The 23918-nt window shown below is 60.0% G+C and carries 26 protein-coding genes; 11 read left to right on the plus strand and 15 right to left on the minus strand.

Features of this window, described 5'->3' with window-relative positions; translation table 11 throughout:
- Window positions 1–180: 180 nt before the first annotated feature.
- The 6 genes from FHT97_RS12235 (at window position 181) to FHT97_RS12260 (ending at window position 5311) form a co-directional block, all read left to right on the plus strand.
- On the plus strand, window positions 181–1167 hold the full coding sequence (locus FHT97_RS12235) for an ABC transporter ATP-binding protein (RefSeq protein WP_183862443.1): 987 nt from the start codon (window positions 181–183) through the stop codon (window positions 1165–1167).
- On the plus strand, window positions 1164–2138 hold the full coding sequence (locus tag FHT97_RS12240; RefSeq protein ID WP_183862444.1) for an ABC transporter permease: 975 nt from the start codon (window positions 1164–1166) through the stop codon (window positions 2136–2138). Before FHT97_RS12235 ends, FHT97_RS12240 begins: the two co-directional genes overlap by 4 nt.
- On the plus strand, window positions 2128–2943 hold the full coding sequence (locus FHT97_RS12245; RefSeq protein ID WP_183862446.1) for an ABC transporter permease: 816 nt from the start codon (window positions 2128–2130) through the stop codon (window positions 2941–2943). The genes FHT97_RS12240 and FHT97_RS12245 overlap by 11 nt, the downstream gene beginning before the upstream one ends.
- A 52-nt stretch (window positions 2944–2995) precedes the next feature.
- Window positions 2996–4423, plus strand: coding sequence for a gamma-aminobutyraldehyde dehydrogenase (locus tag FHT97_RS12250; RefSeq protein ID WP_183862448.1), 1428 nt, complete (start codon window positions 2996–2998; stop codon window positions 4421–4423).
- A 67-nt stretch (window positions 4424–4490) separates the two neighbouring features.
- The gene (locus tag FHT97_RS12255) at window positions 4491–4985 is read left to right on the plus strand and encodes an ester cyclase (RefSeq protein WP_183862450.1); all 495 of its coding nucleotides are present in this window, start codon (window positions 4491–4493) and stop codon (window positions 4983–4985) included.
- A 152-nt stretch (window positions 4986–5137) separates the two neighbouring features.
- On the plus strand, window positions 5138–5311 hold the full coding sequence (locus FHT97_RS12260; RefSeq protein WP_183862452.1) for a DUF1328 domain-containing protein: 174 nt from the start codon (window positions 5138–5140) through the stop codon (window positions 5309–5311).
- Window positions 5312–5313: 2 nt separating this feature from the next.
- Here the strand turns inward: FHT97_RS12260 and FHT97_RS12265 are convergent, their stop codons facing one another.
- The 3 genes from FHT97_RS12265 to FHT97_RS12275 all read right to left on the minus strand — a co-directional run bounded on the left by FHT97_RS12265 (window position 5314) and on the right by FHT97_RS12275 (window position 8062).
- A complete protein-coding gene (locus tag FHT97_RS12265) occupies window positions 5314–6522 on the minus strand; it encodes an adenylate/guanylate cyclase domain-containing protein (protein ID WP_183862454.1) in 1209 nt (402 codons plus the stop codon).
- A gap of 71 nt (window positions 6523–6593) precedes the next feature.
- Window positions 6594–7232, minus strand: coding sequence for a DUF1345 domain-containing protein (locus tag FHT97_RS12270; RefSeq protein WP_246712609.1), 639 nt, complete (start codon window positions 7230–7232; stop codon window positions 6594–6596).
- Window positions 7233–7330: 98 nt separating this feature from the next.
- Window positions 7331–8062, minus strand: a complete 732-nt coding sequence (locus FHT97_RS12275) for an SDR family oxidoreductase (protein WP_183862456.1) — start codon at window positions 8060–8062, stop codon at window positions 7331–7333.
- Between the two features lie 210 nt (window positions 8063–8272).
- Here FHT97_RS12275 and FHT97_RS12280 point away from each other — a divergent pair, with 210 nt between their 5' ends.
- Complete coding sequence (locus FHT97_RS12280) at window positions 8273–9109, plus strand: amidohydrolase (RefSeq protein ID WP_183862458.1); 837 nt, start codon at window positions 8273–8275, stop codon at window positions 9107–9109.
- A 56-nt stretch (window positions 9110–9165) separates the two neighbouring features.
- Here the strand turns inward: FHT97_RS12280 and tal are convergent, their stop codons facing one another.
- Complete coding sequence (gene tal, locus FHT97_RS12285) at window positions 9166–10131, minus strand: transaldolase (RefSeq protein ID WP_016556954.1); 966 nt, start codon at window positions 10129–10131, stop codon at window positions 9166–9168.
- A gap of 325 nt (window positions 10132–10456) precedes the next feature.
- Between tal and FHT97_RS12290 the strand changes: the two genes are divergently transcribed.
- Window positions 10457–11440: a sugar-binding transcriptional regulator gene (locus FHT97_RS12290; protein WP_183862460.1), complete on the plus strand. Its 984-nt coding sequence runs from the start codon at window positions 10457–10459 to the stop codon at window positions 11438–11440.
- 19 nt (window positions 11441–11459) lie between these two features.
- Here the strand turns inward: FHT97_RS12290 and FHT97_RS12295 are convergent, their stop codons facing one another.
- From FHT97_RS12295 to FHT97_RS12305, 3 genes are all read right to left on the minus strand, one after another.
- A complete protein-coding gene (locus FHT97_RS12295) occupies window positions 11460–11939 on the minus strand; it encodes a hypothetical protein (protein WP_183862461.1) in 480 nt (159 codons plus the stop codon).
- A gap of 113 nt (window positions 11940–12052) precedes the next feature.
- Window positions 12053–12925 carry a bifunctional helix-turn-helix domain-containing protein/methylated-DNA--[protein]-cysteine S-methyltransferase gene (locus FHT97_RS12300; protein WP_183862463.1) on the minus strand — a complete coding sequence of 291 codons (873 nt, stop codon included), beginning with the start codon at window positions 12923–12925 and terminating at the stop codon, window positions 12053–12055.
- A gap of 69 nt (window positions 12926–12994) precedes the next feature.
- Window positions 12995–13492, minus strand: a complete 498-nt coding sequence (locus FHT97_RS12305; protein ID WP_016556951.1) for a DUF2244 domain-containing protein — start codon at window positions 13490–13492, stop codon at window positions 12995–12997.
- Between the two features lie 22 nt (window positions 13493–13514).
- On the opposite strand from FHT97_RS12305, the gene nth reads away from it, so the two are divergent.
- Window positions 13515–14297: an endonuclease III gene (nth, locus tag FHT97_RS12310; protein WP_183862465.1), complete on the plus strand. Its 783-nt coding sequence runs from the start codon at window positions 13515–13517 to the stop codon at window positions 14295–14297.
- On the opposite strand, the gene FHT97_RS12315 is transcribed toward nth, so the two are convergent.
- On the minus strand, window positions 14262–14840 hold the full coding sequence (locus FHT97_RS12315) for a TetR family transcriptional regulator (protein ID WP_183862466.1): 579 nt from the start codon (window positions 14838–14840) through the stop codon (window positions 14262–14264). The two genes, nth and FHT97_RS12315, sit on opposite strands and share 36 nt — an antisense overlap.
- Window positions 14841–14923: 83 nt before the next feature.
- On the opposite strand from FHT97_RS12315, the gene FHT97_RS12320 reads away from it, so the two are divergent.
- On the plus strand, window positions 14924–15349 hold the full coding sequence (locus FHT97_RS12320; RefSeq protein WP_183862468.1) for a VOC family protein: 426 nt from the start codon (window positions 14924–14926) through the stop codon (window positions 15347–15349).
- Between the two features lies 1 nt (window position 15350).
- Here the strand turns inward: FHT97_RS12320 and FHT97_RS12325 are convergent, their stop codons facing one another.
- Window positions 15351–16064, minus strand: a complete 714-nt coding sequence (locus FHT97_RS12325) for a sulfate transporter family protein (RefSeq protein ID WP_183755926.1) — start codon at window positions 16062–16064, stop codon at window positions 15351–15353.
- A 227-nt stretch (window positions 16065–16291) separates the two neighbouring features.
- Between FHT97_RS12325 and FHT97_RS12330 the strand changes: the two genes are divergently transcribed.
- Window positions 16292–17146, plus strand: a complete 855-nt coding sequence (locus FHT97_RS12330) for a MurR/RpiR family transcriptional regulator (protein ID WP_183862470.1) — start codon at window positions 16292–16294, stop codon at window positions 17144–17146.
- 50 nt (window positions 17147–17196) lie between these two features.
- Here the strand turns inward: FHT97_RS12330 and FHT97_RS12335 are convergent, their stop codons facing one another.
- The 6 genes from FHT97_RS12335 to FHT97_RS12360 form a co-directional block, all read right to left on the minus strand.
- Window positions 17197–18780 carry an FGGY-family carbohydrate kinase gene (locus FHT97_RS12335; RefSeq protein ID WP_183862472.1) on the minus strand — a complete coding sequence of 528 codons (1584 nt, stop codon included), beginning with the start codon at window positions 18778–18780 and terminating at the stop codon, window positions 17197–17199.
- On the minus strand, window positions 18780–19469 hold the full coding sequence (locus tag FHT97_RS12340) for an HAD family hydrolase (protein WP_183862474.1): 690 nt from the start codon (window positions 19467–19469) through the stop codon (window positions 18780–18782). Before FHT97_RS12340 ends, FHT97_RS12335 begins: the two co-directional genes overlap by 1 nt.
- 83 nt (window positions 19470–19552) lie before the next feature.
- Window positions 19553–21034: a mannitol dehydrogenase family protein gene (locus FHT97_RS12345; protein ID WP_183862476.1), complete on the minus strand. Its 1482-nt coding sequence runs from the start codon at window positions 21032–21034 to the stop codon at window positions 19553–19555.
- Between the two features lie 105 nt (window positions 21035–21139).
- Entirely contained in the window at window positions 21140–22138 is a 999-nt protein-coding gene (locus tag FHT97_RS12350) for an ABC transporter ATP-binding protein (protein WP_183862478.1), read from the minus strand.
- 18 nt (window positions 22139–22156) lie between these two features.
- Entirely contained in the window at window positions 22157–22987 is an 831-nt protein-coding gene (locus FHT97_RS12355; protein WP_016556941.1) for a carbohydrate ABC transporter permease, read from the minus strand.
- Window position 22988: 1 nt separating this feature from the next.
- Window positions 22989–23861 (minus strand): sugar ABC transporter permease, encoded by an 873-nt coding sequence (locus FHT97_RS12360; RefSeq protein ID WP_016556940.1) that lies wholly within the window; start codon window positions 23859–23861, stop codon window positions 22989–22991.
- Window positions 23862–23918: the final 57 nt, after the last annotated feature.

Raw genomic sequence — 23918 nt, forward strand, 5'->3', positions numbered from 1 at the left:
CTCCTCACTCGGGGAGAGACGCCCTGCGAGGGCAGACGAGGGGACAACCGAACAAAAGAGCGGACGTCAGCGCGGGGGCGCGATGACGGAACGCCGGGTTGCCCCCTCGTTAGAGCCTTTTGGGCCACCTTCTTCCCACTGCGAAGAAGTCAAAACAAACACGACATTCCGGAGCTTACCATGACCCCCGCCGTCCGTTTCCAAAAGGTCTCGCGCCATTTTGGCCAGGTCCGCGCCGTCGATGGCGTCGATCTCGAAATTGCGCCGGGCGAATTCTTCGCCATGCTTGGCCCATCCGGTTCCGGCAAAACCACTTGCCTGCGCCTGATCGCCGGCTTCGAACAGCCGACGGGCGGCCACATCGAAATCTTTGGCGAAACGGCCGAGGGCATTCCGCCCTATCGCCGCAACGTCAACACCGTCTTCCAGGACTACGCGCTGTTCCCGCACCTCAATATCCTCGACAATGTCGCCTACGGCCTGATGGTCAAGGGCGTCGGTAAGGCCGAACGCACCAAAGCCGCCGAACAGGCGCTGGAGCTGGTGAAGCTTCCCGGCTATGGCGCACGCAAGCCCGGTCAACTGTCCGGTGGCCAGCGGCAACGCGTTGCGCTCGCCCGCGCTCTTGTCAACAAGCCGAAGGTGCTCCTCCTCGACGAACCGCTAGGCGCGCTCGACCTGAAGCTGCGCGAGCAGATGCAGGAGGAGCTGAAGAGCCTGCAGCGTGCGCTCGGCATCACCTTCATCTTCGTCACCCACGATCAGGGTGAGGCGCTGTCGATGGCCGACCGCGTCGCCGTCTTTAACAATGGAGGCATCGTCCAGGAGGGCACGCCGCACGATATCTATCGCCGCCCGAAAACTCGTTTCGTCGCCGATTTTGTCGGCTCCTCCAATGTCATTGCGCCCGACCTGATGACCGCGCTCGGCGGCGAAAAACGCTGGGCGAGCCTCCGTCCCGAAGCGATCCATGTCGCGGACGAAGGTGTCGAGGCGCGCGTCGAAAATGCAAGCTTCCTGGGGGCCGCAACCCGTCTGACGGTCGCCGCCAAAGGCACGCGCCTGCACGTGATGCTGCCCGCCGGCGCCAACGTGCCTGATGTCGGCGCGAACGTCCGCCTCGCCTGGCAGCGGGTCGACGTGCACTACATGGATAACGCAGCATGACCGCCATTGCACTGACGAAGCCGGCCGAACTGCGCGAAACCTCGATCCTACCCGGTCGCGGCGGTTTCTTCGGCGGGCTGTCCGACGCCTTCTGGCGGCACCCGAAGCTGCTGCTTTTCTTGATGCTCACGCCGCCCCTGCTGTGGCTCGGCATCATCTATATCGGCTCGCTGATTGCGCTGCTCCTGCAGAGCTTCTTCTCGATCGACGATTTCTCCGGCCTGGTGAACTATGAGTTCACGCTGGCGACTTACGCGCAGCTCCTCAGCCCGACGAATTTCGACATCATCATCCGCACGATCATCATGGCGGCGCTGGTGACGCTGGCCTCAGCCGTCGTCGCCTTTCCGATCGCCTATTATGCAGCCCGCTATGCGCAGGGCAAATGGAAGGCGCTGTTCTATCTCGGTGTGATGCTGCCGCTCTGGTCCAGCTATCTCGTGAAGATCTACGCCTGGAAACTCATCCTCGCGAAGGAAGGCATCCTGACCTGGATCTTCGACAAGCTGTATCTGTCCTGGCTGCTCGACGGCGTCCTCAACCTTCCTGTGGTCGGCGGCAATTCGCTGTCGGTCAGCTATCTCGGCACATTTCTCGTCTTCGTCTATGTCTGGCTGCCCTACATGATCCTGCCGACACAGGCTGCACTCGAACGCGTGCCCGGCAACCTCATCGAGGCCTCGTCCGATCTCGGCGCCACCCCGAGCCAGACCTTCCGCACGGTGCTGTTCCCGCTGGCGTTGCCCGGCATCGTCGCCGGCTCGATCTTCACCTTCTCGCTGACACTAGGCGACTACATCATTCCGCAGATCATCGGCTCGTCGCGTCTCTTCATCGGCCAGGCGGTCTATGCGCAACAAGGCACGGCTGGCAACGTCCCGCTCGCCGCCGCCTTCTCCGTCGTCCCAATCGTCATCATGGCCATCTATCTCTGGCTAGCCAAGAAACAGGGGGCCTTCGATGCGCTCTGACCGCTCACAGCGTTCGCCGCTGCTCCTGAAGATCGCCGCCGGCGGCGGCCTGCTCTTCCTGCACCTGCCGATCCTCCTGATCTTCGTCTACGCCTTCACGACAGAAGAGAAGAGCTATCAATGGCCGCCACCGGGCCTGACGACGCAGTGGTTCGGGATCGCCTGGAACCGCCCGGATGTCTGGGCAGCGCTCGGACTGTCGGTGCAGGTCGCGGTGATCGCCACATCGATCGCGCTGGTGCTCGGCACGCTTTGCGCCGCCGCTGTCAGCCAGACGAAGTTCTTTGGCCGTGAAGCGATCTCGCTGCTGGTCATCCTGCCGATCGCGCTCCCCGGTATCATCACCGGCATTGCGCTGCGCTCCGCCTTCAGCCTGTTCGACATCCCGTTCTCGGTCTGGACGATCGTGCTTGGCCACGCGACCTTCTGCGTCGTCGTCGTCTACAACAACGCCGTCGCCCGCTTCCGCCGCACCTCGGGATCCCTGATCGAAGCGTCGATGGATCTTGGTGCCGATGGCTTCCAGACCTTCCGGCACGTCATCCTTCCGAACATTGGCACGGCGCTTCTGGCCGGCGGTATGCTCGCCTTCGCGCTGTCCTTCGACGAGGTCATCGTCACCACCTTCACCGGCGGCCAGCAATCGACGCTGCCGATCTGGATGCTCGAGGAACTCATCCGCCCGCGCCAGCGCCCTGTTACCAACGTGGTCGCGATGGTCGTCGTGCTCGTCACCTTCCTGCCGATCCTGGCAGCCTACTACCTCACTCGCGACGGCGACCAGGTCGCCGGAGCCGGCAAATAAACAGGAAGCGGGATAACCCCCATCCCGCCCCTCAAAGACAAGGGAGAACAAAATGGACACCGCGATGCTGATTGGGTCCCGCTTCGAAGCGGGTACGGAAACGGAAGAGCACATCCTGAACCCGAAGACGGGTGAAACAGTGCTTGACCTGCCGGAAGCCTCGCTTGGCCAGATCGACGCCGCCGTGGACGCGGCGGAAGCCGCGTTCAAGCAATGGTCGCAGACGACGCCGGGCGAACGCTCCAACTACCTCCTAAAGATCGCCGATGCGATCGAGAAGGACGCCGCAGGCTTCGCAGCCCTCGAAGCACTGAACTGTGGCAAGCCGATCAATGCCGTGCTCAATGACGAAATCCCCGCGATCGTCGATTGTTATCGCTTCTTCGCCGGCGCGGTGCGCAACCTGCACGGCCCGGTCGCCGGCGAGTACCTGCCCGGCCACACCTCGATGATCCGCCGCGATGCCGTCGGCATCGTCGGGTCGATCGCGCCCTGGAACTACCCGCTGATGATGATGGCCTGGAAGCTGGCGCCGGCGATCGCCGGTGGCAACACCGTCGTCTTCAAGCCTTCGGAGCAGACGCCGCTGACGGCGCTGAAGATGGCGAAGCTGCTCTCCGAAATCCTGCCGGAGGGCGTCGTCAACGTCATCCTCGGCCGCGGCGAAAGCGTCGGCAACGCGCTGATCAACCACCCGAAGATCTCGATGGTCTCGATCACGGGCGACGTCGCAACCGGTAAGAAGGTGCTTCAGGCAGCCGCCAAAACCGTGAAGCGCACCCACCTGGAACTCGGCGGCAAGGCCCCAGTCATCGTCTTCGCCGACGCCGATATCGATGCCGTGGTCGCAGGCATCCGCACCTTCGGCTACTACAATGCCGGCCAGGATTGCACCGCCGCCTGCCGCATCTATGCCGACGCGAAGGTCTACGACAAGTTCGTCGCCGACCTCTCCTCGGCCGTCTCCTCGATCAAGTTCAACCAGGCTGATGACACTGAAAACGAGATCGGCCCGCTGATCTCCAAACGCCAGCGTGACCGCGTCGAAAGTTTCGTTGCCCGTGCATCCGAGCACAAGCACATGGAAATCACCACCGGCGGCAAGACCTCCGGCGACAAGGGTTTCTTCTACACGCCGACCGTTATCGCCGGCGCCACGCAGGACGATGAAATTGTTCGCCGCGAGGTCTTCGGCCCCGTCGTCTCGGTTACCCGCTTCACCGAAGTCGAGGATGCCGTCACCTGGGCCAACGACAGCGACTACGGCCTCGCTTCGTCGGTCTGGACCAAGGACATCAGCCGCGGCATGAAGATGGCAGCCCGCCTGCAATATGGCTGCACCTGGATCAACACTCACTTCATGCTCACCAACGAGATGCCGCATGGCGGCTTAAAGCAGTCCGGCTATGGCAAGGACATGTCGGTCTACGCGTTGGAAGACTACACGGCCGTCCGCCACGTCATGATCAACCACGGTTGATCCGCGCGGCTGGGCAGACGGTCCGGCCGCAATTCAAAAACAGAACAATGTACAAAGGGGAGTCCACATGAAACGCCGTACCATTCTTGCCGCCTTTGGCGGCATATGCCTCGCCTCGACGTTTGGCGGCGCACCGGTCTATGCCGCCGAGCAGACGCCGCTTGAGGTCGTCCAACAGTATCTCGCCGCATGGAACGCGCATGATGCCACCAAGGCCGCTTCCTACTTCGATGAGAAGGTCAGCTACTACGACGCATCCGTCGGCAAACCGACAGTCGGCAAAGCAGAAGCCAAGGCTGCCGTGATCGACAGCTTCATGGCGGCGGTACCAGACTTGAAATGGGTGATGCGTGGCGACCCGATCGTCAGCGGAAACAAGGTCTCCTTCGAGTGGACCTTTTCAGGAAAGAACAGCGGCGCCTGGGCGGATGGGACCAAGGCGACTGACAAGTCCTTCTCCTTCGACGGCGCCTCCGTCTTCGTCATCGAGAACAACGCGATCAAGCAGCAGTCGGATTATTACGATGCCCTTGGTTTCTACAAGCAATTGGGCCTGATGTAACGACCCATACGGAATGGCGACGCTCCTCGAGGGCGTCGCCACAAGCCCTCCGCTGCATCCGCAACCTGCACCCGCGGATTGCGGAAAAGAGCGTATGGAACAAATTTCCTCGCGCTGCGTCATCTAAGCGATGAACAAAGAGGAAAAAATCCATGCTTAAATGGGCTCTTATATTCTTCGTTATTTCGCTGATTGCCGGTTTCTTCGGCTTCTCCGGCATATCGGCCGCGACGGCGACAATTGCGCGCGTTCTTTTCGGCATCGCGCTGGTGATCTTCCTGATCTTCCTGGTTCTGGCGCTGATGGCCGGCAATGCTGTGCTTTAGCCTCACGTTCTGCGTTGGGCAGCAAACAGAGGCACAGAGTCCTTGAAGCCTTTCAGGGACACAGCTCCCAGACCCTGGAAGGCGAGACCGCGTACTGCCGCTTCGGCGGCAGTACGCGTATTCAGGCAGACAAGAGTTTGAGACGGCCCGGCAACTGCGGAAACGCGTGCCGCGAGATTGACCGTCCTCCCGAAAATATCGCCATCGCGCGGTACCACCTGGCCCGTCGCGACACCGACCCGCACAGGCGGAAGATCGCATTCACGGCTTTGCTCCACCAAGGATAGCGATGCCTCGACTGCCGAAGCCGCGTCGGGGAAGAGCATCATGACTCCATCGCCCAAAGGCTTGACGATCCGTCCATCGAATGAGCAAGAAAGCCGTTGCGCGATCGCCTCGAAACGAGCGGCCTTCTCGGCGGCGGGTGCATCACCGATCTCATGCGTCAATCCGGTGAACCCCGACAGATCGGCAAAAGCGACTGCTGGCAAGCTGTCTTCGTCCTCCGGCTCCAGACCATGTTCGCGCAATGCATCCTGGAGCCTGCCAACGATATTGTCGAAGACAGCCTCTTCAAGCATTCGTCGTTGCAACAGGAAGAGCACCCGAAAGCCGATCCGCTGAAGAGCAAGACGCTTGGCCGCGGAGATCTCCAGAAGGTGATGGTAACTCAGGCCGGCATTCAGCATTGGCTCTTCGACTTCGGCCCGGAAGAGGTCGCGCATCGTCTCGACGCAGCGCCGGACCGAATGCCCAAAGACGCGCAAGACACGCTCCATTCCCGCAGCCGAGGCGCCAAGCTGCATGCATTCGGCGATAAGCCGGACGAACTCCAAATCGTCCTCGCGAAGTGAGCGCTCCGCCGACAACGGCGGCAAGCTTGCGCTGGCCCTGAGACCGTTCAACGTATCGAGGTCGACGGTTCCAGCCGCCACTTCGTCTGCTACCGATGCGCTCGTCATGCTTACCGGTTCGAACATCACTTGACTGGCGAATTCGAACGAGAAGATTTTTCTTCTTAGCCCTTCCGCCAGAATGTCAGGGCCGATGCCCGCGTCCTGCAGAGCAAGGATCAGGCGGAGCCTACTGACATCGCTGAGTGAGTATCCATGCACGCCGGGACCGATGATCTGCCGTTGCTCGAGATCGTCAAGCCGAGCGTCGTCGCAGCCGGCAAGCACCAACAATCTCTGACGCGGCAACGCTTCCATGACGGCAACCTTTGGGGAAGGAGATTGCTTTCTACCCCAAATCCGTGCGCCCCTCCACGCAGCCAAAGGGGTTAGAGCAGACTCGCCCCAACATTGATGGCTAGCGCCAGGATCGTCGTGTTGAACAGAAACGACAGTATGGAATGCAGCAGCGTCAGCTTCCGCATCGTCACCGATGTCGTCGCGACATCCGCCGTCTGCGAGGCAACGCCGATCGTGAAGGAATAATAGAGAAAATCCCAATAGATCGGCTCTTTCGTGCTCTCCGGAAACTTCAGTCCATCGCCTTTGTGGGAACCGCCATAGTAGCGGTGCGCGTAGTGAACGGTGAAGAGCGTGTGCAGGAAGAACCAGGAATTCAGGATGGTGACGATCGCCACCAGCGCCCGGGCCAACGCTTCGCTCGGTCCCGCTTCCTTGGCGAAGTGCAACTCGAGCGCGATGCCGGCGATACTGGCGACGGCAGCCAAAATTGACAACGCCAGCAGGACGACGTCCGAAATATCGAGGTCCTCAGCGCGTTTGCGGATGCTCGCGACACTCGCGCGCAACATTCGCCGCCAGGTCAGCGCGGTAAAAACGATGGCACTGACGTTCCAGGCGACGATCAGGTTTTGCGGATTGACCTCCCGGCTGGTCAAAAGCAGAAACGTCACCAGCCCGGCGGCCACGGCGACGACAAAGACCATGTGTTTGCGAACCTGCCCCATTCCGTGACTTCCCCGGTCGCACACGTCTTCTTAGGCGAGCGCGCGTACTGCAAGATTGCCTTTGATATCAGCTTGATGGCAGCGCGAGCAATATGGCCTCAGCCAGTCCAGCCCCCATCGACGACATGGATCTGACCGGTCGTAAAGCCTGCCTCGTCGCCAGAAAGATAGGTCACAAGGGCAGCGATCTCTTCCGGTGTCGCAATGCGTCCCATCGGCTGGCGAGCGATGAAATCCTTCAGTGCCTTGTCGTAATCGCCCGTGGCACGCAAGCGATCGTGCAGCGACGGGCTATCCACCGTGCCGGGGCAGATGGCGTTGGCGCGAATGCCCTTCGCCACAAAATCCGAAGCGATCGACTTCGTGAGCCCGATGACGGCAGCCTTCGATGCACTGTAGGCGAAGCGATTGGGAACACCCTTCACGCTGGAAGCAACCGAAGCCATGTTGACGATCGACCCTTTGCCTTTCTCCAGCATGCCCGGAAGAAAAGTACGGCAGGTCGTATACATCGCCTTGGCATTGAGGTTGAAGGAGAAATCCCAGTCCTTTTCCTCGCAATCCAGGATTGTGCCGGCATGAACGAAGCCGGCGCAATTGAAGAGAACGTCAACCGGGCCAATCTCGGTCGCGAAGGCTCGGACAGCGTCGCCATCGAGTACGTTAAGAATGTGCTTCTCGGCGCCCTCAAGCGTGGACAGCGTCTTCTCGTTGATATCAGTCGCATAGACATGCGCGCCGAGCGACAGGAAACGCTCTGCGCTCGCTCGACCAATGCCCTGCCCTGCCGCCGTGATGACGACCTTCTTGCCTTCCAGACCGTGGCTCATACGTCCTCCCAAAGAATCCAGCGCTTGCGACGCGTTCATTCATATGCAAACAATATATTCAGATTGGCGTCAACCTGGGTGGAGCAGAGTTGCACGCCGGAGGAAGCCTAATCAATCTCATGTCGCCGGGCATGACAAATCTGGTCGCGGAACGCCGCCCGACCGATATGCTTATGTCTGCGGCAGTTATCATGCAGTGGGAGGAACAGCATGCTTTTCGACACACACCTGCACATCGTCGATCGGCAGGCGCTTGACTATCCCTGGCTTTCGAGCGCCGGAGATCTCAATCGAGATAGTCTCTACGAAGACTATGCACGCGATGCGATGCGATGTGGGATCTCCAACGTCCTGCACATGGAGGTGGATGTCGCACCCACCCGCATCGATGATGAGACGAGCTACGTCAATGAGGTCAGCCGTCGTCCAGGTAGCCTCGTGCGCGGCGTCATCGCCGCATGCCGACCGGAGGAAGACGGGTTCGAGGCGTATCTCGAGCGATCGCTCGCCGATCCCTTCATCAAGGGGTTCCGCCGCGTCCTGCATGTAGCACCCGACGATACGGCCGCCCGACCGCTGTTTCGCGAGAACGTCCGGCGCCTCTCCGGCACCCGCATGACGTTCGACCTCTGCGTCTTCCCGCATCAATTCGAAACCATCCTCGCACTTGTCGATCATTGCCCGGACGTTCGCTTCATTCTCGACCATTGTGCCAATCCGCCGATCAAGGAGGGCATGAACGAAGTCTGGCGCAAGGGTGTCACGGATTTTTCCCGGCGCCCGAACGTAACCGCAAAGGTCTCCGGCGTCGTCGCGTATGGTGATCTTGAAAAATGGTCGGTCGACAGCCTGCGCCCCTATGTCGAGCATACGATCGGAAGCTTTGGCTGGGATCGTGTCGTCTGGGGAAGCGACTGGCCGGTCTGCACGCTGGGTGGCGGGCTGACACCCTGGGTCGCGGCCACCCATGCTCTGACTGCAGGCTGCAGCCCGGAGGAGCGCGATAAGTTCTATCAGGCCAATGCCAAGCGCATCTGGTCGATATGAAACAAAAAGGGCGGCGCCATCGGCGCCGCCCTTTCAGTTTAGTTCGCCCGACAACCTTAAGCGGCTGCGAGCTGCAGTTCCTTCTGAACATTACCACGCAGCGTACCGAGGTCTTTGGCGAAGGCACGGATGCCTTCAGCAAGCTTTTCGGTCGCCATCGCGTCTTCGTTCATCATCCAGCGGAAGGTCTTTTCGTCGACGGTGATCTTGGGAGCAGGCTTCGTCACGTCAGGCGAGAGCTTACGCTCGAGCTTACCCTGGTCCTTGGAGAGTTCGTCGAGGAGGTTCGGCGCAATCGTCAAGCGATCGCAACCGGCCAAGGCTTCGATTTCGCCGGCGCTGCGGAACGACGCGCCCATGACGATCGTCTTGATGTCGTTGGCCTTGTAGTAGTTGTAGATGTCGCGAACGGAAATGACGCCCGGATCTTCCTCGGGCGTGAACTCCTTGCCGGTCGACTTCTTGTACCAGTCGAGGATACGGCCGACGAACGGCGAGATCAGGAACACCTTGGCGTCGGCGCAGGCGATCGCCTGGGCCTTCGAGAAGAGAAGCGTCAAGTTGCAGTCGATGCCTTCTTTCTGCAGGATCTCGGCCGCACGAATGCCTTCCCAAGTCGAAGCCAACTTGATGAGGATGCGGTCACGCTCGATACCGCGTTCCTTGTAGGCAGCGATGATCGAACGTGCCTTGGCAAGCGATGCTTCGGTATCGAAGGAAAGGTCCGCATCGACTTCAGTCGAGACGCGACCCGGAACGAGTTTGACGAGCGCAGCACCGACGGAGATCGCGAGACGATCGGCAACGGCTGCGGAAACGGCCTCTGGATTGCCGCCCTGCTTCTTGCCCCAGGCAACGGCTTCCTTGACCGTGTCTGCAAACATCGGCGTGCCCAGTGCTTTGAGGACGATGCTTGGGTTCGTCGTGCAATCAACCGGCTTCAGACGGGCAACAGCTTCGATGTCACCGGAATCGGCAACGACGGTGGTCATTTCGCGGAGTTGGTCAAGCTTGGATGTCATGGTTACTGGTCCTTTTGACTTGAGCTGCGAGCCGGCGCCTATTCGACCGGCAAAATAATCTACGAACAAGCGGTCAGTATGCTGCACATCGGGCTGCGCTCGTCTTGCTCAAACGAACTGCAACGTGAGGGACAGTTGCACCTTACCTCCTCGGACGCATAAGGGCGACTTCTTCGCGGCGACTATCGCTACTACCACCTAGATATGTCAAGGACATTTGTGCATTTCAATTGACATAAGTGTCACACCCGTCATTATCAGGCGCAACACCGAACCTGTCCTGGCTTAATGGTAGATCTAGGGCGCATTTCGCTCCGGAGGAGATGTGGTCAAGCTCAAACGCGGCACGCACACTGCCTATTCCGAGGCCTCCTCTCTCAGGCTGCGTGCGGCCTGGCTCTATTACAACCAGGGCCTGACCCAGAAGGATGTCGCCGAACAACTCGGCATCAGCCGCACGACGGTGATCCGCCTGCTCGACGAGGCGATGAAGCGCAGCGAAGTTCAGATCTGGATCAACGACTCGATCGGCGACTGCGTCGAATTGTCCGTCAAGCTCGAACGTACCTATGGTCTCGATGAGGCGATTGTTGTGCCGGCGCCGGCAAGCCCTGACGCCAATTCAATGGCAAAGAGCGTCGGCTTGGCGCTCGGCCAGTTCCTCTCCGAAGCCATTCCTGACAATTACACGATTGGCGTCGGCTGGGGGCGCACGATGACAGCCTCGCTCTCCAGCTTCCGGCCGCCCCGCCGCGACAATTGCAAGGTCGTCTCGCTGCTCGGCGGAGTCGTCGCTGTCCACCAGACGAACCCGATCGACTACACCTGGCGGCTGGCAAGCCAGCTCGGGGCGGAGTGCTACATGTTCCTCGCCCCGCTGCTGGTGGATTCGACGGAGACCAAGCGGAACCTCATCGAGAAATGCGGGCTCGATACGATCTATCGTCTGGCCGAAACGCTTGATCTCGCGATCGTCAGCTGCGGCGATATCGGCCCGCATTCCACCTCTCTATCGGAAGGCTGGATCTCCAAAGCGGAGCTGCAACAACTCATCGACGCCGGCTGCGTCTGCGATACGATGTTCAACTTCCTCGACCAGGGCGGCAACACGATCGATCACTCGATCAACAGCCGCGTCATGTCTGTGGACCTCGATACTTTGAAGAAGGCCAAGCACATCGTGCTGTCATCGGGCGGTGCGCATCGCGCCGTGGCTATCCGGGCGACGATCAAACGCATCGGCTGCAATACCCTCATCACGGACGAGAGCGCCGCCAAGGCGCTGTTGGCCCTGGCGGAAGCATCTTAGCGGCTTCCAGAGCAGGCCGTTATTGCAACTGGCAGAGACGCGACAATTGCGATTGCGCCCAGTTCCGCGCAAAATCCTGGGTGTCCGGTAGCTCCGACAGGAGGCTTCCGATCTCGCCATCGATCTCTATGTGGGTGTCCGTGATCTTGCACGCTCCCACATCGAGCGAGACCGTGGCGACGACCTTGCCCTCCACCGGTGCCATCTGAAAGAGCGCATTGTTACCGGTCTCGCAGGTCAAAAGCGCCGTTGCCTTCACGGATGCGAGATTGGCTCCCGTCGAACAGACATCTGCGGACACAACCTTGAAGCCGCTGGTTCGATTGGGCCCCACGGGAAGCTGCTCGCATAGCTGCGCGGTCGATATCGCTCGCGCGACCTCCGGCCATTGCGGACTACTCATCGCCGACTTGCAGCCCGCCCAGGCTGGAACGAGCGATAGCGCGAGCAGGCCAACGGCAATGCCCGCGATCTTGCATGGCTTTTCTCCAGAGTTCATTTCCGCCTCCTCGAGCCCCAGCTCGGAATCAAACCGGTGATTCCTGAGTTTTTGATGGCGGGACTCTCAGGGGAGGTAACGTATCCACAGCTTGGATGGATGCGTGACTGCGGTCACGCGTGCGCCGCCTCCCAGCCCAGCATCGCCCGCTTGCGCGTGAGGCCCCAGTGATACCCCGTCAAAGCCCCGCTCTTGCCGAGTGCGCGGTGGCAGGGAACCACGAAGGAAATCGGGTTTGCGCCAACCGCTGCGCCGACGGCGCGCATTGCCTTCGGCCGGCCGATGTCATTGGCGATATCACTGTAGGTCACGGCTCTGCCGAAGGGGATCTTCAGCAAGCTTTCCCAAACCTGCACCTGGAAATCGGTGCCGATCAGGACGACTCGCAACGGCTGATCGCAGGTCCAGCGGCCCGGCTCGAATATTCGCTCTGCATAAGGCGCCGTTGCCTCTGTATCCTCGACATAACTAGCGTTCGGCCAACGGCACGTCATGTCGTCAAGGCAGGCCGCCTCGTCTCCGAGATCGCTGAAGGCAAGTCCCGCGAGACCCCGGTCGGTTGCCATCACAAGCGCAACGCCGAATGGCGACGCATGGAAGCCATAGCGGATCGTCAACCCGCCGCCTTTCGCCTTCCACTCTCCGGGCGACATCGCCTCATGCGTGACGAAGAGATCATGCAGGCGGCTTGGGCCGGAAAGCCCGACTTCGATAGAGGTCTCCAGCAGAGGCATTGCTTCCTCGCGGAGCAGCCGCTTCGCATGGTCGAGCGTGACCGCCTGCAGGAAAGCCTTTGGAGACAGACCGGCCCAGCGGGTAAACGTCTTTTGCAGCTGCGTCGGCGATTGGTTGAGCCGCGCCGCCATCGTTTCGAGGGACGGCTGATCGCGGTAGTCCTCGGTGATGAGTTCGATCACCCGGCGTACCGTCTCGTAGTCGGAACCGTCAGGGGTGATATCGGTGTTCAGCTTGGCTACCATGTTCATGATCTTTCTCCTTACACCAAGGAGATAGTCAAGTGGCCGCCCGCAAACCACCCGTTTCTTGCGCGTCGATCAAATCCGTTGCTTGACGGTGGCAAGCGCGCCTTTGAAGGCCTTGGCAAAGCTCTCGCGGTCGTCAGGGTTCAGGAAAGAACCGATATCCGTGCCCTTTCCTTCGCCTGTTATATGCATGGAAAGGATGCCGATTTCCTGATGCCGGCGAACGAAGAAGCGCGTCCAGAAGGGATTGAAATGATGTTCGACCATCCGCCCGGAGGGCGCGAACTTGCGCACCGAGATATCGCTCCGCGACACCGTCACTTCCTCCCGCGCACGGCCGGCACGGTAGTTCAGCCAGAAGGCGCCGTAGAGCAGCAGGAAATCCAGCCCAAAAAAGAAGCCGATCGGCCAAGCGCCAGTCGCGACGAAGAACATGCCGTACATCAAGCACACGGCGCCGGTCAAAAGCAGCAACACTTTGAAGCCTTTGCGACCGAGCGACCGGTACGGAAAAAGCTCGGCAGCAAAAACAGGTTGTTCGTTGGCCCTATCGGCGTTGCTTTCCATCATGGCTGGCAAGTATAGATTTTACATGCCAACTCCGAAACTCAAATCATCAGCCACATCGCCGCAGAACTCAAAAGTGATCATTCGCCGCAAGAAGCCGGCCACGGTCCGTTCGGCCTATTCCGAGGCTGAGCGCGAGGAGATCTTCCGCCGCTTCTCCATCCAGCGGCCGGAGCCGAAGGGCGAACTGGAGCACACCAATCCCTTCACGCTGGTCGTTGCCGTGGCCCTCTCCGCCCAGGCGACAGATGCGGGCGTCAACAAGGCGACGCGCGCCCTGTTCAAGATCGCTGACACGCCTGAAAAAATGCTGGCGCTCGGGGAGGAAAGAGTACGCGATTACATCAAGACGATCGGGCTCTACCGCAACAAGGCGAAGAACGTCATCGCTCTATCGCAACTGCTGGTCGACAAATTCGGCGGCGTCGTGCCGCAAACGCGCGACGAACTGATGACACTACCTGGCGTCGGTCGCAAGACCGCCAATGTCGTGCTCTCCATGGCCTTCGGCCAGGCAACGATGGCGGTGGACACCCACATCTTTCGGATCGCCAACCGCATCAAGCTGGCACCGGGCAAGACGCCTGACGAGGTAGAGGAACGCCTGATGAAGGTGGTGCCGAAGCACTACCTCTATCATGCCCACCACTGGCTGATCTTGCACGGCCGCTATACCTGCAAGGCGCGCAAGCCGGAATGTGAACGTTGCGTGATTGCCGACATCTGCAAGTCGCCCGAGAAGACGTGCGATGTGCCGGCGGCGTTGGTCGAGTTACCGCGACAGGTTATAGGAGAGGCCGTCGAGTAAGGCGGCAATCGCCTGCTCATACTCGCTGCGTTCCTCACCGGCTGCGATTGCGATCGCGGCGCGGTCGAAGGCGGCCGAAAGAAGCCGCGCGATCGGCTGCAGCACGGGGCCTCCGCCTGGAAGATATGCTTCGAGGCCCCGTTGGAGCGTGGCTTCAGCGTTCTCCTCGTCGATGACGCCTGCATCGCGAAGGCCAAGGACGGCGGGTGCCTCCAGCAGGAGCAGTTTCGTTCGCCCTTCGTCCGCCAATGCATCGAAATATGCAGAGCCGCCCTCGAGCAATGCCTGACGGGGCGTCAGATCACCGGAGGTGCGCGCTTCGATCGCCTCAGCAACCGCTGCGGCTTCCCGTTCGACCACCGCTCGAAACAGTGCCTTCTTGTCCTCGAAGTGATGATAGAGCGCGCCGCGCGTCACCCCCGCGGCGGCGACGATATCTGGCGTCGCCGTATCGCCATAACCTTTCTCCACGAACAAGCGGCGCGCGGCGTCGAGCAAAGCCTGTTTCGTCTGTTCAGTGCGCTCGCGATTGCTTCTGCTCATAGGAATCTCTTTACATACAATCTGCACGTATGTTAATTACAAAACATGCAGATTGTATGAAAAAACGAGCAGAGGGAAAAGAGATGAAATCGACCAGCTACTATCCCGTAATCATGACTGACCGGGTCCACGAGACAGCTCGCTTCTACATCGGCCATTTCCGCTTCAAGGCGCTTTTCGAAAGCGATTGGTACATTCACCTGCAGTCGATGGACGACGAGCACGTCATCCTCGCAATCCTCGACGGCAGCCATGAGACGATCCCGGAGATCGCACGCGGCAAGGTCTCCGGACTGCTTCTCAATTTCGAAGTAGACGATATCGACGCTATCTATGCGGCCTGCGGAGAGGCGAAGTTGCCGATCCTGAAGCCGATCTGCGACGAGGATTTCGGACAGAGACACTTTATCACGGCCGACCCGAACGGGGTTCTGATCGACATCATCAAGCCGATACCGCCGAGTGCCGAATACGCTGCAATGTACGACGCCTCAGCCCTGCCAACCTGACCTAGCCGCGAAAGCCCGCATCCTCGCGGGAGATCAGCTTATGCAGGTGCACCATTAGTCCGGCAGCGAACAGCGGCGTCAGCAGATTGACGATCGGGATGGCAAGGAACGCCGCAATGACGAGCCCCGCGAGAAACACCGTCGCCGCATGCTTCGCCCGGAACGACCGCGCCTCCTGCGGTGAGCGGAACCGCATCGCCGCAAACTCGAAGAATTCGCGGCCGAGCAGGTAACCATTGACGAGAAAGAAGGCAATCAGGTTGACGCCCGGCACAAACAGCAGAAAAAGCGCGACGACATTGCCGACGATGACAATGCCGAGAAACTTGATGGAACTTGCGAGAGCCGGACCGAGCGGCATCGCGGTGCCGGCCGGGTCCGAGGGATAGTCCCGCTTTTCGATAACCTCGGCTACGTCGTCGAGAAACAGCCCGGCAATCAGCGCCGTTACCGGGGATAGCAACAGGGCCAACCCGAGCGCCAGTCCAATCCCGGCTGCGATCGCAAACACGAAGCCCAGCCACCCGGCCCAATCTGGCATGGCCGGAAAGAAGCTCGCAACCCACGGGAAAACGAATGACATAAAAGCACTTCGCAATGCTAGCCAAAGCCCTACGAGCACCAAAAGAGTCAAACCCAGGACCTTCCAAAAGACTGAACGTGTCTCCGCTGCAAAAAGATTGACAAGGGATAGTCGAGCGGCCTCTAAGATCATCCTGGGGTCTCCGGTTGCAATAACCATGTAGGAATCTGAAGTTTGAACGGCAAGGCTGAAATAAATCCGGCCGATCGCCCCAAAACTTGTCGGGAAACCTATGTTAATATATAGTAATTTATCATCTAAGATTGCTTTATCCTGAGACGCAGCTTTCGGAATAGTTGCAAGCGACGGGGGTTGCCCTGCTTATCCGGGAATTGCTTCGGAAGATCTGGACGGCTGACGTGGAAGATTTTGTTCAAAAGCTCCGCCAATATGCCAAGTCCGGCACCCCGGCCGAGCGACGAATCGCGAAGTACTTCTCCGAACACCTGAACGATCTGCCGTTCGAAACAGCCGCTTCGGTTGCCGATCGCCTGGATCTCAGCCCAATGACAGTGGGCCGCTTTCTGCGCGCGCTCGGCTATCAGGGACTCGACAGCGTCAAGGTCCACATCCGTGAGACAACGGCCATCTCGCCGACGCAGATGCAGGCATCTCTCACTGAGCTGCAAACCGATGCTACCGCCGGCAAGCCGCTCGCCGTACTCGTCTCCGAACAGATTCAGGCATTGCACCACATCTACCACCTGACCGGCCAGCCGCAGTGGACCGAAGCTGTTTCGATGATCTCAGCCGCTCATGAGGTCTTTATCGCTTCGCATGCGCGCCTGTCCGGTTTCGCATCACACTTCGCCCAGCGATTGACATATGCACGCGATGGCGTGCATGCGCTTGATGGTACGGGCAGCCGCTTCGCCGAGCTCTTCGCACGGCTCGATGGCAATGATGCCCTGCTCGTGGTGATTGATAGCCGCCGTTTCGGCAAGGCCCGCCTGCTCGCCCGCACGGCACGGCGCTACGGATACAAGGTCATTCTGGTTACCGCACAAGGAGCCAACTGGATACCAGATCAGGCCAATCTCGTGCTGGCCCTTCCGCCCGCCCGCTCCGAGGACGCCGACAACCTGCCGCCATTGATGGCCTTGCTCGACTGCTTGTCGGAAACCGTCATTGCTGCCGCAGGCGACGAAGCGAGCGCCCGCACCCGCCGCATGGTGGAATTTGGCAGCATGCTGGGCGAAAGCGGAAACCGCTAGATCGGGCCTCCGATAGGGTTGTCCGGTCAGACCGAGGCGACCGATTGGCCCTACTCCATCGCCTCCAGCTCGGCGCGGTGACGATACATGGCAAGTAACCTGCGATAATCGCGGTCGTAAAGCGCCTGCTTTGCTGCATCCGGCAGCCGCTCTTCGCCGCCGGGATACATCGCCGCTCCCGCTTCTGCGAGATCAGCATAGAGGCCACACGCCACGGAAGCCGCCATCGCCGTGCCAAGGAGCACCGCCTCGTTCATCTTAGGCACCACGACCTTGCAACCGGTGGCATCCGAATAGAGCTCCATCAGCACCGAATTTTTCACATGGCCGCCGGCGACATGCAGGGTGTCCGGCACATAGCCGTACTCTTTCATCCGCTCCAGGATGTGGCGTATCCCGAGCGCTATCCCCACTGCGGTACGCCAATACAGCGCGCAGAGCCCGTCGAAGGAGGTGTCCAAGGTCAGGCCGCTTACCGCGCCGACGGCATGCGGGTCAGCGAGCGGCGAGCGGTTGCCGTGAAAATCCGGCAGGACGAAGATCCGCGCACCGAATTCGTCCCCCTCGTCGGCGCGGAGCTGCGCGATCCTAAGGACGATCTTCTGGTGCAATGCCGCGCTCGGCTCGCCGCCGGCCGCGTGCATCCGTACGATATGGTCGAGCAGCGCGCCCGTCGCCGATTGCCCTGCTTCGACCAGCCAGGTTTCTGGAAAGACTGCTTCGTAGTACGGGCCCCACATGCCGTGGCTTGGCTTGCGCTCGCGCGAGAACGAGACGATGCAACTCGACGTGCCAGCGATCAGGGCCAGCTGGCGCTCTAGCCCGCGGGCATCGCGCGCCTCGCCGCCGAGTGTGCCGAGTGCTCCGGCATAGGCATCGATCATGCCCGAGGAAACGTGGCACGCCGTCGTCAATCCCAGCGCCGAGGCGGCCTCCTGCGTCAGGGTCCCGACACTCTTGCCAACCGCCACCGTTTCCTCCGGCAGCCGTCCGCGTTCCAGCAGGTCGTCGAGCCCGATCTGCTCGAGAAAGTCCTTCTGCCAACCTTTGTTGAGATGCGCCAGGTAGTTCCATTTGGCTGTCAACGTGCAACGCGAGCGGGCCAAAGCACCTGTCGCCTTCCAGGTCATGAAATCCGCCAGATCGAAGAGATAGCCGGTGTTCATCCAAGTGCCGGGCAACTTCTTCTTCAGCCACATCAGCTTCGGCATTTCCATTTCCGGGGACATGAAATGGCCTGAGTGCTCCAGCACCGGATGCTGCGTCGCCGTGCAGAAATCGGCCTCCCTCAGTGCCCGGTGGTCGAGCCAGACGATGGTGTCGAAACGCCGTTCGCCGCCGGTCGAAACACTGATCTGATTGCCGTCGACATCGCGCACGACGAGCGAGCAGGTGGCGTCGAAGCCAATAGCGCCGACCGATGCCGGCGCAGCCCCCGATTGCTCCATTGCCTTGCGCACAGCAATGCAGACTGCCGACCAGATGTCTTCGGAATCGTGCTCGGCGTGGTTTTCACGCGGTCGGTTCATGATGATCGGGTGTTCGGCCTTGCCCAGTAGCGCGCCGCGAGCGTCGAAGACGCCGGCGCGCGCACTGCCCGTGCCGATATCGACCGCAACCACATGCTGAGGCATTAAAGGTGCATCCCGTCCTGCTTATGTTTGCGGACAAGGTGTATCAATTCCGGCATCGCGTCAAACACGGCTTCGGGCGAAAGCCGGTCAAGTTCAGCGCGATAGCCGGAAAAATTGGCGTGTGAACCACCGGTGAAGGCAAACACCCTCATGCCTGCGGCCTTGGCCGCCTCTATCCCGGCGGGGCTGTCTTCGACCACGACGCAACCTGCCGGATCGACATTCATTTCACGCGCCGCATGCAGGAACAGGTCCGGGGCCGGTTTGCCGTTCTTGACCATCGTTGCACTGAAGATATTCGGCAACCGATCGATCAAACCGGTGACCGTCAGCGACAGACGGATGCGCTCGACCTGGCTGGAAGAGGCGACGCAGCACGGAATACCGAGAGTGTCGATCGTCTCGGCGATCCCGTCCATCGGTTTCAGCTCCTTGCGAAAGCGGGCGTAGAGATCTGTGCGAATCTGCTCGAGGAATTCCTGGCCCGGGTGGACGTTGTATTCGGTCTTCATCGTCTCGATCACCGTCGCCAGACTGCGTCCGAGGAAGCGGCCGTAGACCTCTTCCTCGGTGATCGGGATGTTGAGATCGTTCATCGCCTTGACAAGAACGCTGACCGATATCGGTTCGCTATCGACGAGAACGCCGTCGCAATCGAAGATGACCAGCCGTGTTTCAGCCTCTGCCATGGCAGACCCATTCGCAATTGGTGCAGGAAAGTTCCAGCCGCCGGACTTGGCGGACGCGGCGGCAAGAATGCCGCCACTAGACCTTACACAGCAAGCTTGTTGTCGAGATAAAGCTGCAGGGTTTCGCGCGTGCCTTTTTCCCACAGCGTTTTCAGCGCGTGGGCAAAACGCTTGCGGAACAGTTCTGATTTCGACACCTCGCCGAAGATGTCGTCGAAGGCGAGGAAGGCCATTGGATCGCTCTTGGCTTTCAGTGCGGCCGCATGCAGGCGATCGGCGCTGGCGTCGTTGAAGACGATGTCCTTGCCGCTGTCGGTCTTGCCCGCGAAATAGCGGCACCACAGCGCCGACACGAGCGCCAGCCCGACGACATCCCGGCCCTGGTTGAGGTTGTCGAGCGTGGACGGCAAAATGAACTTTGGCTGCCGGTTTGATCCATCCTGCGCCAGGCGCGGGATGGTGTCGGCGATCTTCGGATTGAGAAGGCGATGCTCGATCAGCGCAAAATAGTCGGTCAGCGAGGTATTCGGGACCGGCGGAACGATCGGGATAATCTCGTCCTTCTCGAGCTTGGCCAGGAATGCCCGAATCAGCGAATCCTCCATCGAGTCGTGGACGAAGTGGATGTCCATCAGCGCTGCCGGATAGGCAATCGCTGCGTGGCCGCCATTGAGGATGCGGATCTTCATATGTTCATAGGGCGTCACATCGGGAACAAAGGTCACACCGACCTTCTCCAGCGCCGGTCGTCCGGCGGTGAACTTGTCTTCCAGCACCCACTGCTTGAACTCTTCGCAATAGACCGGCCAGTTATCCTCGATGCTGAAGACATCCTTCAACAAATCGATTTCACGCTGGCCTGTCGCCGGCGTGATGCGGTCCACCATGGCATTCGGGAATGCGACGTTCGCCTTGATCCAGTCGGCAAAGGCAGGATCTGACAGGCGTGCTGTACCAACGACGGCATTCGACGTGACGACGCCGTTATGCGGAATGTTGTCGCAGGACATGACGGTGAAAGGCACGATGCCCTTTTCCTTGCGCGCCTTGAGGCCCGCGACAACAAGACCGAAGACGGTCTTCGGCTCGGAAGGGTTCTGGCCGTCCGCAGCGATTGCCGGATGACCCGGATTGAACTTGCCGGACGCGTCGATGAAATAGCCGCCTTCGGTGATCGTCATCGAAACGATACGGATCGTTGGATCGGCGAGCTTGGCGATGATCGTCTTGGCATCGCCAACAGGCAGAATGTCGATCATTGGAGCGGTAACGCGCGCGGCCGTCTTGTTGTTGTCCTGCTCGACGACGGTCGTCAGGAAGTCCTGGGCGGCGAGCTTTTCGCGCATTGCCGCGTCGGAAGGAAGAATACCCGCGCCGATGATCGCCCAATCGTGATCCTGGCCCTGATTGAAGAGGTCGTCGAGGTAGATCGCCTGGTGAGCGCGGTGGAAGTTGCCCACGCCGAAGTGCACGATGCCCGCTTTCAGCGACGCCCGCTCATAGGTCGGTACGGCGGCCGTCTTTGCCGCCTCGGAAAGCGTTGCCAGCGATAGTTTGCACGTCATGTTTCAGTCCTCTTGAAGGTCTTCGGGATCGGCTGCGATCCCGATATCGGCATGCCGGGCATTTGTCCGGCGCGCGCTCTTTTCCCCAACCCGGCACCAATACTCTCAGATGGTGAGGCCACCTTCGTTGAATTTGTGGATCCGCGTCTTGTCGGGCGTCAGATAAACGATGTCCCCAGCCTTGGCCGGGAAATCGCCACCGCCGCGCGCTGTGACGTGGCCGATACCCTCGACATCGACATGCAGGAAGGTGTCGGCGCCGAGATGCTCGGCAACCATGACCTTGCCCTTCCAGTCGCCAGTCTCCATCGACAGCAGCACGTGCTCGGGCCGCACGCCGATCGTGTTCGCGCCAAGCTGCGCGGCATACTGGCCTTTGACGATGTTCATCTTCGGCGAGCCGATGAAGCCCGCGACGAAGAGGTTTCGCGGCTTGTGATAGAGCTCCAGTGGCGAACCGACCTGTTCGATGTTGCCGCGGTTCAGCACCACGATCTTGTCGGCCATGGTCATGGCCTCGACCTGGTCGTGAGTGACGTAGATCATCGTCGTCTTGAGCTGCTGATGCAGTTCGCTGATCTCAAGGCGCATGTTGACGCGCAACGCCGCATCGAGGTTCGACAGCGGCTCGTCAAAGAGGAAGGCCGACGGCTGGCGCACGATCGCACGACCGATTGCTACGCGCTGGCGCTGACCGCCCGAGAGCTGGCGCGGCTTGCGTTCGAGATAGTCCGTCAGATTCAAGACCCGTGCGGCATCAGCGACCTTTCGGTCAATTTCCGCCTTGTCGACGTTGGCCATCTTCAGCGGAAACGCGATGTTGTTGCGCACGCTCATATGCGGATAAAGCGCATAGGATTGGAACACCATTGCCAGCCCACGCTCCGACGGAGCTTTCTCGGTTGCATCCTTGCCGTCGATGACGATCTTGCCGTCAGACACGTCTTCAAGACCTGCAATGAGGCGGAGAAGCGTGGACTTGCCGCAGCCCGAGGGACCGACGAAGACGACGAACTCACCGTCCTTGATGTCGAGGTCGATCGACGGGATGACCTTGGCTTCGCCGAAGACCTTCGAGACTTTCTGAAGGGTAATGCTGCCCATGTTTCTCTCCCTGATATCTTATTTCACCGCGCCGAAGGTCAGGCCGCGGACGAGTTGTTTTTGCGAGAACCAGCCGAGGATCAGGATCGGGGCGATCGCCATGGTCGAAGCTGCCGAAAGCTTGGCATAGAACAAGCCTTCGGGGCTGGAGTAGGAAGCGATGAACGCCGTCAACGGCGCCGCTTTCGAGGCACTGAGGTTCAATGTCCAGAAGGCTTCGTTCCAGGCCAGGATGATGTTCAGGAGCAGTGTCGAGGCGATGCCGGGCACTGCCATCGGCGTCAGCACGTAGATGATCTCCTTGGCAAGCGAGGCGCCGTCCATGCGGGCAGCTTCGAGGATCTCGCCGGGAATTTCCTTGAAGTAGGTGTAAAGCATCCAGACGATGATCGGCAGATTGATCAGTGTGAGGATGATGACAAGGCCGGTGCGGCTATCGAGGAGTCCGGAATTGCGGAACATCAGATAGATCGGGATGAGGGCGCCGACCGGCGGCATCATCTTCGTCGACAACATCCACATCAGGACGTCCTTGGTCCGCTTCGTCGGCGAGAACGCCATCGCCCAGGCAGCCGGAATGGCGATGATCAGGCCGATCAGCGTCGAGCCAAAGGAGATGATCACCGAATTCATGAAGTGGCTGAGATAGTTGGAGCGGCTCTGTACTTCCGAATAGCTCTCCGTCGTCCAGTGGAAGAACAGGAACTGCGGTGGCGAGGCGATAGCATCAGCTTCCGTCTTGAAGCTCGTCAGGAACGTCCAGAGGATCGGGAAGAATATCAGGATGCCGAGCGTCCAGGCGATGGCGGTCATGACGACCTTGCGCTGGGTTGTGACTTTTCTAGCCATCTCAAGCCTCCAGATTCTTGCCGACGAGGCGTACGAGGAAGATCGCAACGATATTGGCGAGGATGACCGCCACGATACCGCCCGCCGAAGCGCCGCCGATATCGAATTGCAGGAGCGCCTGCACATAGACCAGATAGGTGAGGTTCGTGCTCTGCGTGCCCGGCCCGCCATTGGTGGTGACCAGGATTTCGGCGAACACCGAGAGCAGGAAGATCGTCTGGATTAGGATGACGACCGTGATCGCGCGGGCCATGTGCGGCAGGATGATGTAGATGAACTTCGAAACGACGCCGGCGCCATCCATCTCGGCGGCTTCCTGCTGCTCTTCGTCCAGCGATTGCAGGGCGGTCAGCATGATAAGCGTGGCAAACGGCAGCCATTGCCAGGCGACGATTAGAATGATCGAAAAGAGTGGTGCATTGGCAAGCCAGTCATAGGGCTGCATTCCAAGCGCCTTGGCGAGATGCGCGAAGAGCCCGTTGACCGGGTTCATGAACATGTTCTTCCACACCAGCGCGGCAACTGTCGGCATGACGAAGAAGGGAGCGATCACCAGGATGCGAACGATGCCCTGCCCGTAGATATCCTGATTTAGAAGCAGCGCGAACGCGATGCCGCCCACGACGGTGATCAGGAGCACGCCGAGCACTAGCAGCAGGGTATTGATGAGCGCGGAGAAAAAGGCCGGATCGGTCAGGAAGTATTTGTAATTGAGGAAGCCGACGAAGGTTTCCATCCCCGGGCTGAGCAGATTGTAGTTCAGCGTCGAGAAATAGATCGTCATCACAAGGGGGACGATCATCCACAGGAAGAGGAGCACAACAGACGGTGCGATCATCATTCGCGCTGCGGAGCGGGTATGTAACGTTGCCATGGCGATGACCGATCCTGTTCAAATGGGTAGCCGGCTGCAGGGCAGCTGAGAAAAAAG

The organism is Rhizobium sp. BK399 (assembly GCF_014194695.1).
In the GTDB taxonomy this organism is placed as follows: Bacteria; Pseudomonadota; Alphaproteobacteria; order Rhizobiales; family Rhizobiaceae; genus Rhizobium.